Source organism: Novosphingobium colocasiae, from assembly GCF_014652555.1.
Taxonomy (GTDB): domain Bacteria; phylum Pseudomonadota; class Alphaproteobacteria; order Sphingomonadales; family Sphingomonadaceae; genus Novosphingobium; species Novosphingobium colocasiae.
On the sequence record NZ_BMZA01000005.1, the window covers coordinates 44,188 to 53,311 of the forward strand.

The following is a 9,124-nucleotide window of genomic DNA, read 5'->3' on the forward strand; positions in this document are numbered from 1 at the left end:
GGACGAGTTGTTGAATCGGTTACTTGGCTTCTCGTCAATCGTATTGGGTAACATTTCGGTCAGATGAACAGCTTTCAGTTTGTTCATCAGGCATTCAGCGCAAGAATCAGTTTTGAATGGTCTATTGTGCTCAAGTGCACGCTTCATTTGGTGCCGGTGCAAGCCGGCTCCGCTGATTGACACCAATAACCCCACCCCCTATATGCGCCCCTCGCTCGACCGTTTCGAGCAAGGCGGGTCCATGCGCGGGGACTTGCCCGGGAAGGAAACGGTATCGGGTTCATCCGACGTGTAAGGCTGCTGGCCGCATAGATCTCAGGTGAGGGATTGTGCGCGCAAAAGCGGCCTTTTCGCGTTGCGGATGACGCCGGCTCGTCCCCGTTTCGGGGCTGCCGGCAGTCCTCGCGACAGAAAATGTCCGGCCGCGTTCGCTTTCCTGCGAATCGGCCTTTGAGAAGCGAAGAGGCAAGACCACTCCATGGCGACCAAGCCCCTCGATCCCGCCGGCCGTTCGGCCAAGAAGCGGATCCGCAAGATCTTCGGCGATATTCACGAAGTCGTCCAGATGCCCAACCTCATCGAGGTGCAGCGCGAGAGCTACGAACAGTTCCTGCGCTCCGACCCGGCAACGGGTTACGTTTCGGGCCTCGAAAAGACCTTGCGCTCGGTTTTCCCGGTCCGCGATTTCGCGGGCACCAGCGAGCTGGACTTCGTCCATTACGAACTGGAAGAGCCCAAGTACGACGTGACCGAATGCCGCCAGCGCGGCATCACGTATGCCGCGCCGATGAAGGTGACGCTGCGCCTGATCGTGTTCGAGGTGGACGCCGAGACCGAAACCCGCTCCGTCCTCGATATCAAGGAGCAGGACGTCTACATGGGCGACATGCCCCTGATGACGGAAAACGGCACTTTCTTCATCAACGGCACCGAGCGCGTGATCGTTTCGCAGATGCACCGTTCGCCGGGCGTGCTGTTCGATCACGATCGCGGCAAGACGCACGCTTCGGGCAAGTTCCTGTTCGCCGCGCGCGTGATCCCCTATCGCGGCTCCTGGCTGGACTTCGAGTTCGACGCCAAGGACATCGTCAACGTCCGTATCGACCGCAAGCGCAAGCTCCCGGTCACCGCGCTGCTCTATGCGCTGGGCCTCGATAGCGAGCAGATCCTCGACTATTTCTACCAGACCGTGACCTGGAAGCGCGGCGAGGGTGGCTGGCGTCTGCCGTACACCCCCGAGCAGTGGCGCGGTGCCAAGCCGGCGTTCGACGTGGTCGATGCCAAGTCGGGCGAGGTCGTGTTCGGTGCCGGTCACAAGATCAGCCCGCGCGCCGCCAACAAGGCGCAGAAGGACGGTCTTGAGGAACTGCTGATCCCGACCGAGGAAATCTTCGGCCGCTTCTCCGCCAAGGACCTGATCGACGAGACGACCGGCCGCATCTGGATCGAAGCGGGCGACGAAGTCAGCCCCGAGAACCTTGAGGCGCTGGACCAGGCCGGGATCGACCAGATCGACCTGCTCGACATCGACGATGTCAACATCGGCCCGTGGATCCGCAACACCATGAAGGCCGACAAGGCCGAAAACCGCGACATGGGCCTTGAGGCGATCTACAAGGTCATGCGCCCGGGCGAGCCGCCGACGAAGGAAACCGCTGAATCGCTGTTCGACGGCCTGTTCTTCGATGGCGACCGCTACGACCTGTCGGCCGTGGGCCGCGTCAAGCTGAACATGCGCCTTGGCCTTGATGCCGAAGACACCGTGACCACGCTGCGCGTCGAGGACATCCTTGCCGTGGTCAAGGAGCTGGTCGGCCTGAAGGACGGCAAGGGCGAGATCGACGACATCGACAACCTCGGCAACCGCCGCGTGCGTTCGGTGGGCGAGCTGCTCGAAAACCAGTACCGCGTCGGGCTGCTGCGCATGGAGCGCGCGGTCAAGGAGCGCATGAGCTCGGTCGACGTGTCGACCGTGATGCCGAACGACCTCATCAACGCCAAGCCCGCCGTGGCCGCCGTTCGCGAGTTCTTCGGTTCTTCGCAGCTCTCGCAGTTCATGGACCAGACCAACCCGCTGTCCGAAGTCACGCACAAGCGCCGCGTTTCGGCGCTCGGGCCGGGCGGTCTCACCCGTGAGCGCGCCGGCTTCGAAGTCCGCGACGTTCACCCGACCCACTACGGCCGCATCTGCCCGATCGAAACGCCGGAAGGCCCGAACATCGGTCTGATCAACTCGCTGTCCACCTTTGCCCGCGTCAACAAGTACGGCTTCATCGAGACGCCGTACCGCAAGGTGATCGACGGCAAGGTGACCAAGGACGTGGTCTACCTGTCGGCCATGGAAGAGCAGAAGCACACCGTCGCGCAGGCTTCGGCCGCGACGAACGATGACGGCTCCTTCGTGGAAGAACTGGTCTCGGCTCGCCAGAACGGCGAATTCGTGATGAGCCCGCGCGAGCAGATCACGCTGATGGACGTTTCGCCCAAGCAGCTCGTCTCGGTCGCCGCGTCGCTGATCCCGTTCCTGGAAAACGATGACGCCAACCGCGCGCTGATGGGCTCGAACATGCAGCGCCAGGCGGTGCCGTTGGTCAAGGCCGACGCGCCGTTCGTGGGCACCGGCATGGAAGAGACCGTGGCGCGCGATTCGGGCGCGGCGATCTCCTCCCTGCGCGGCGGCGTGGTCGACCAGGTCGATGCCACCCGTATCGTCATCCGCGCCAGCGGCGATATCGAACCCGGCAAGTCGGGCGTCGATATCTACCGCCTGCAGAAGTTCGAGCGTTCGAACCAGTCGACCTGCATCAACCAGCGTCCGCTGGTGAAGGTGGGTGACGTGGTCAAGGCCGGCGACATCATCGCCGACGGCCCGTCCACCGAACTGGGCGAACTGGCACTGGGCCGCAACAGCCTCGTCGCGTTCATGCCGTGGAACGGCTACAACTACGAAGACTCCATCCTCATCTCCGAGCGGATCGTGAAGGACGACGTCTTCACCTCGATCCACATCGACGAGTTCGAGGTCATGGCCCGCGATACCAAGCTGGGGCCGGAAGACATTACCCGTGACATCCCGAACGTCGGCGAGGAAGCCCTGCGCAACCTCGACGAGGCGGGCATCGTCTACATCGGTGCCGAAGTGCACCCGGGCGACATCCTGGTCGGCAAGATCACGCCCAAGGGCGAAAGCCCGATGACGCCGGAAGAAAAGCTGCTGCGCGCGATCTTCGGCGAAAAGGCGAGCGATGTGCGCGACACCTCGCTGCGCCTGCCGCCTGGCGTTTCGGGCACCATCGTCGATGTGCGCGTGTTCAACCGCCACGGCATCGAGATCGACGACCGTACCCGCGCGATCCAGAACGAGGAAATCGAACGCCTCGCCAAGGACCGTGAGGACGAACGTGCGATCCTCAACCGCGCCACGTACAACCGCCTTAAGGATATGCTGATCGGCCAGACCGCCGCGTCTGCTCCCAAGGGCGTGAAGAAGGGCGTGGAAATCGACGAGGACGTGCTGGCCGAGGTCGAGCGTCACGAATGGTGGAAGTTCGCCGTGGCGGACGACCACATGCAGGGTCAGCTCGAAGCGGTGAAGGCGCAGTACGACGCGACCGTCAAGGCGATCAGCGAGAAGTTCGAGGACCGCAAGGAAAAGCTGGAGCGCGGCGACGAGCTGGCCCCCGGCGTGCTCAAGATGGTCAAGGTCTTCGTGGCGGTGAAGCGCAAGCTGCAGCCGGGCGACAAGATGGCCGGCCGTCACGGCAACAAGGGCGTCATCAGCCGCATCCTGCCGGTCGAGGACATGCCGTTCCTGGAGGACGGCACCCCGGTCGATCTCGTGCTCAACCCGCTGGGCGTGCCTTCGCGCATGAACGTCGGCCAGATCTTCGAAACCCACCTGGGCTGGGCCGCGCGCGGTTTGGGCCAGCAGGTCAAGCAGGCGCTGGAAGACTGGCGTCACGCCAACCCGAACCCCGAAGCGGCAGCGCCGCCCGAGGCGGTGCGCGAGCGGTTGCAGACGATCTACGGCGATCACTACTCGGCCGATATCGCCGGGCGCGATACCGAAAGCCTGCTCGAACTGGCCAACAACGTGGTCAACGGCGTGCCGATGGGCACCCCGGTGTTCGACGGCGCGGTGGAAGCGGACGTTGCGGCGATGCTGGAACTGGCCGGTCTCGACAAGTCGGGCCAGTCGACCCTGTATGACGGCCGCAGCGGCGAGGCGTTCGACCGCAAGGTGACCGTGGGCATCATCTACATGCTCAAGCTCCACCACCTGGTCGACGACAAGATCCACGCGCGTTCGATCGGGCCCTACTCGCTCGTCACCCAGCAGCCGCTGGGCGGCAAGGCGCAGTTCGGTGGCCAGCGCTTCGGCGAAATGGAGGTCTGGGCCCTCCAGGCCTACGGCGCCGCCTATACCTTGCAGGAAATGCTGACGGTGAAATCGGACGACGTGGTCGGCCGCACCAAGGTCTACGAAGCGATCGTCAAGGGCGACGACACCTTCGAGGCCGGCATTCCCGAGAGCTTCAACGTGCTCGTCAAGGAAATGCGCTCGCTGGGCCTCAACGTCGAACTCTCCTCGCTCGACACCGACGAGGACGACGACGGCATCGCGATCGCGGCGGAGTAGCCAGCCGGCCCGGTTCACCCGGGCACCGCATTCTCCCCTCCCGCTTGCGGGAGGGGCCGGGGGAGGGCCTGTTAGGGCAAGCCCGTCTCCCCGGTGACAGAACAAGCCCTCCCCTAGCCCCTCCCGCAAGCGGGAGGGGGACCGGAGCGAAATATGAACGACCTGACCAAGTTCACCAACCAGATGGCGAAGCCCGAAACCTTCGACCAGATCCAGATCGGCCTTGCCTCGCCCGAGCGCATCCGTTCGTGGTCCTTCGGCGAGATCAAGAAGCCGGAGACGATCAACTACCGCACGTTCAAGCCCGAGCGTGACGGCCTGTTCTGCGCGCGCATCTTCGGCCCGGTGAAGGACTACGAGTGCCTTTGCGGCAAGTACAAGCGCATGAAGTACAAGGGCGTCGTCTGCGAGAAGTGCGGCGTCGAAGTGACTGTGACCAAGGTGCGCCGCGAGCGCATGGGCCACATCGAACTGGCCGCGCCGGTCGCGCACATCTGGTTCCTCAAGTCGCTGCCTTCGCGCATCGGCCTGCTGCTGGACATGCAGCTCAAGCAGCTTGAGCGCGTCCTGTACTTCGAAAGCTACATCGTCATCGAGCCGGGCCTGACCCCGCTCGAAAAGTATCAGCTCCTCACCGAAGACGAGATGCTGGACGCGCAGGACGAGTATGGCGAAGACGCCTTCTCGGCCGGGATCGGTGCCGAAGCGGTCAAGCAGATGCTGATGAGCCTCGACCTCGAACAGGAAAAGGTCGATCTGCTCGAAGACCTGGCGACCACCAAGTCGGAATTGAAACCGAAGAAGATCATCAAGCGGCTCAAGGTCGTGGAATCGTTCATCGATTCGGGCAACCGTCCGGAATGGATGATCCTCGATGTGGTGCCGGTCATTCCGCCGGAACTGCGCCCGCTGGTGCCGCTGGACGGCGGCCGCTTCGCGACGTCCGACCTCAACGACCTCTATCGCCGCGTCATCAACCGCAACAACCGCCTGAAGCGCCTGATCGAACTGCGCGCGCCCGATATCATCGTGCGCAACGAAAAGCGCATGCTTCAGGAAGCGGTCGACGCACTGTTCGACAACGGCCGTCGCGGCCGGGTGATCACCGGTGCTAACAAGCGCCCGCTCAAGTCGCTGTCCGACATGCTCAAGGGCAAGCAGGGCCGCTTCCGTCAGAACCTGCTCGGCAAGCGCGTCGACTATTCGGGCCGTTCGGTCATCGTCACCGGGCCGGAGCTCAAGCTGCACCAGTGCGGCCTGCCCAAGAAGATGGCGCTCGAACTGTTCAAGCCGTTCATCTACGCGCGGCTCGATGCCAAGGGTCTGTCGATGACCCTCAAGCAGGCCAAGAAGTGGGTCGAGAAGGAACGCAAGGAAGTCTGGGATATCCTGGACGAAGTGATCCGCGAACACCCGGTCATGCTGAACCGCGCGCCGACGCTGCACCGTCTGGGCATCCAGGCGTTCGAACCCGTGCTGATCGAAGGCAAGGCGATCCAGCTTCACCCGCTGGTCTGCTCGGCCTTCAACGCCGACTTCGACGGTGACCAGATGGCCGTCCACGTACCGCTTTCGCTGGAAGCCCAGCTTGAAGCGCGCGTGCTGATGATGTCGACCAACAACATCCTGTCGCCCGCCAACGGCAAGCCGATCATCGTGCCTTCGCAGGACATGGTGCTGGGCCTCTACTACCTCTCGCTGGATCGCACCGGCGAGCCGGGCGAGGGCATGAAGTTCGCCGACATGGCCGAAGTGCACCAGGCGCTGTTCACCGGCGCGGTCACGCTGCACTCGAAGATCGAGGCCCGCGTGCCGCAGACCGACGAGAACGGCGATCAGTACATGAAGCGGTTCGAAACCACGCCGGGCCGCATGCTGATCGGCGAATGCCTGCCCAAGAGCCACACCGTGCCTTTCGACGTCATCAACAAGGTGCTGACGAAGAAGGAAATCGGCGACGTCATCGATCAGGTCTATCGCCACACCGGCCAGAAGGACACGGTGCTGTTCGCCGATGCGATCATGGCGCTGGGCTTCCGTAACGCGTTCAAGGCGGGCATTTCCTTCGGCAAGGATGACATGATCATCCCGGATTCGAAGGACGCGCTGGTCAACGAGACCAAGGAACTGGTGGCTGATTACGAACAGCAGTACCAGGACGGCCTGATCACCCAGCAGGAAAAGTACAACAAGGTGATCGACGCCTGGAGCCGTTGCGGCGACCAGGTCGCGAACGCCATGATGGACGAGATCAAGGCCTCGCCGATCGACCCGGAGACCGGCCGTCAGAAGCCGATCAACTCGATCTACATGATGAGCCACTCGGGCGCCCGCGGCAGCCCGGCGCAGATGAAGCAGTTGGCGGGTATGCGCGGGCTGATGGCCAAGCCTTCGGGCGAGATCATCGAGACGCCGATCATCTCGAACTTCAAGGAAGGTCTGACCGTCCTTGAATACTTCAACTCCACTCACGGTGCCCGCAAGGGTCTGGCCGACACCGCGCTCAAGACGGCGAACTCGGGTTACCTGACCCGCCGTCTGGTCGACGTGTCGCAGGACTGCGTGGTCGTCATCGACGATTGCGGCACCGAGCGTGCGCTGGAAATGCGCGCGATCGTGCAGGGCGGTTCGGTCATCGCCTCGCTTGCCGAGCGTATCCTGGGCCGGACCCTGGCCGAGGACATCGTCAACAAGGAAGGCCAGGTCGTCGCGGCCAAGGGTCAGCTTCTTGACGAACCTGCCGTGGCGGCGATCGAAGCCACCGGCCTCCAGGCTGCGCGCATCCGCTCGCCGCTGGTCTGCGAAGCGGAGCAGGGGGTTTGTGCCACCTGCTATGGCCGCGATCTGGCCCGCGGTACCCCGGTCAACATCGGTGAAGCGGTCGGCGTCATCGCCGCCCAGTCGATCGGTGAACCGGGCACCCAGTTGACCATGCGTACCTTCCACATCGGTGGTGCGGCTCAGCTCAACGAAACCAGCCACCTCGAAGCGATCTGCGAAGGTTCGGTCCAGTATCGCGACATTCCGACCATCGTCGACAAGCGCGGCCGTCGCCTGTCGCTCGCCCGCAACGGCGAGGTCGTGGTGCTTGACAGCGAAGGTCGTGAGCGCGCGCTTCACCGCGTGCCTTACGGTACCGTGCTGCTGCACACCGACGGCGCGGCGGTGAAGGAAGGCGAACGCCTGGCCGAGTGGGACCCGTTCACCCTGCCGATTATCACCGAAACCTCGGGTGTGGTGAAGTATCAGGACCTGATCGACACCCGCACGCTGACCGAGCATGTCGACGACGCCACCGGCATGACCAGCCGCGTGGTGACGGAAGACCGTTCGTCGAACCGTTCGAAGAAGAAGGAAGACCTGCGTCCGCGCATCACCCTTCTGGATGCCGGATCGGGCGAGGCCGCGCGCTACATGATGGCACCCGGCACCACCCTGTCGGTCGAGGATGGCCAGACGGTCGAAGCGGGCGACATCATCGCCCGCGCCAGCCGCGAAGCCGCCAAGACCCGCGACATCACCGGCGGTCTGCCGCGCGTTGCCGAACTGTTCGAAGCCCGCAAGCCCAAGGACAATTCGATCATCGCCAAGGTTTCCGGCCGGATCGAGTTCGTCCGCGACTACAAGGCCAAGCGCAAGATCGCGATCATCCCGGAAGAGGGTGAGCCGATCGAGTACCTGATCCCCAAGAGCCGCGTGATCGACGTCCAGGAAGGCGACTACGTCAAGAAGGGCGACAACCTGATCTCCGGTTCGCCGGATCCGCACGACATTCTGGAAGTCCTCGGCGTCGAGGCGCTGGCGGAATACCTGGTGGCGGAAATTCAGGAAGTCTACCGTCTCCAGGGCGTGAAGATCAACGACAAGCACATCGAGGTGATCGTTCGCCAGATGCTGCAGAAGGTCGAGATCACCGACGGCGGCGATACCACGCTGCTGCCGGGCGAGCAGGTCGATTACGAGGAAATGAACGAGATCAACGGCAAGCTCGCGGACGGCATGCGCCGCGCCGAAGGCAAGCCGGTGCTGCTAGGCATCACCAAGGCCTCGCTGCAGACCCGTTCGTTCATCTCGGCCGCTTCGTTCCAGGAAACCACCCGCGTGCTGACGCAGGCGGCGGTCGAAGGGAAGAAGGACTCGCTGATCGGTCTGAAGGAAAACGTCATCGTCGGCCGTCTGATCCCGGCGGGGACCGGTGCGGGCATGAACCGCGTCCGCGTCACCGCGTCGAGCCGCGACGCCGCGCTGCGTGCTTCCTACCGCAAGCTGCAGGAATCGCTGATCGCGCCTGAAAGCGCGGCAGCGGAACACGCCGCCGAACTGCGGCGCGATCCTGCTGATGACCTTGGCGACGATGCGCTGGCGGCAGTCGAAGGGGAAACCCACGGCACTGACGCCGACGCCGGCGACTACCTGATCCAGGGCGAAGACGAGGCTTAAGCCTTCGTCGTCCCCATCCGGGCAAGAATAAAAAGCCCCGCCGGA

Annotated in this window: 2 protein-coding genes; both read left to right on the top strand. The window is 63.6% G+C overall.

The window, feature by feature from the left end:
• The first annotated feature begins 478 nt into the window (after window positions 1-478).
• The gene (rpoB, locus tag IE122_RS09045) at window positions 479-4,639 is read left to right on the top strand and encodes a DNA-directed RNA polymerase subunit beta (protein ID WP_189620841.1); all 4,161 of its coding nucleotides are present in this window, start codon (window positions 479-481) and stop codon (window positions 4,637-4,639) included.
• Window positions 4,640-4,792: 153 nt separating this feature from the next.
• Window positions 4,793-9,079, top strand: coding sequence for a DNA-directed RNA polymerase subunit beta' (gene rpoC / locus IE122_RS09050; protein WP_189620842.1), 4,287 nt, complete (start codon window positions 4,793-4,795; stop codon window positions 9,077-9,079).
• Window positions 9,080-9,124: the final 45 nt, after the last annotated feature.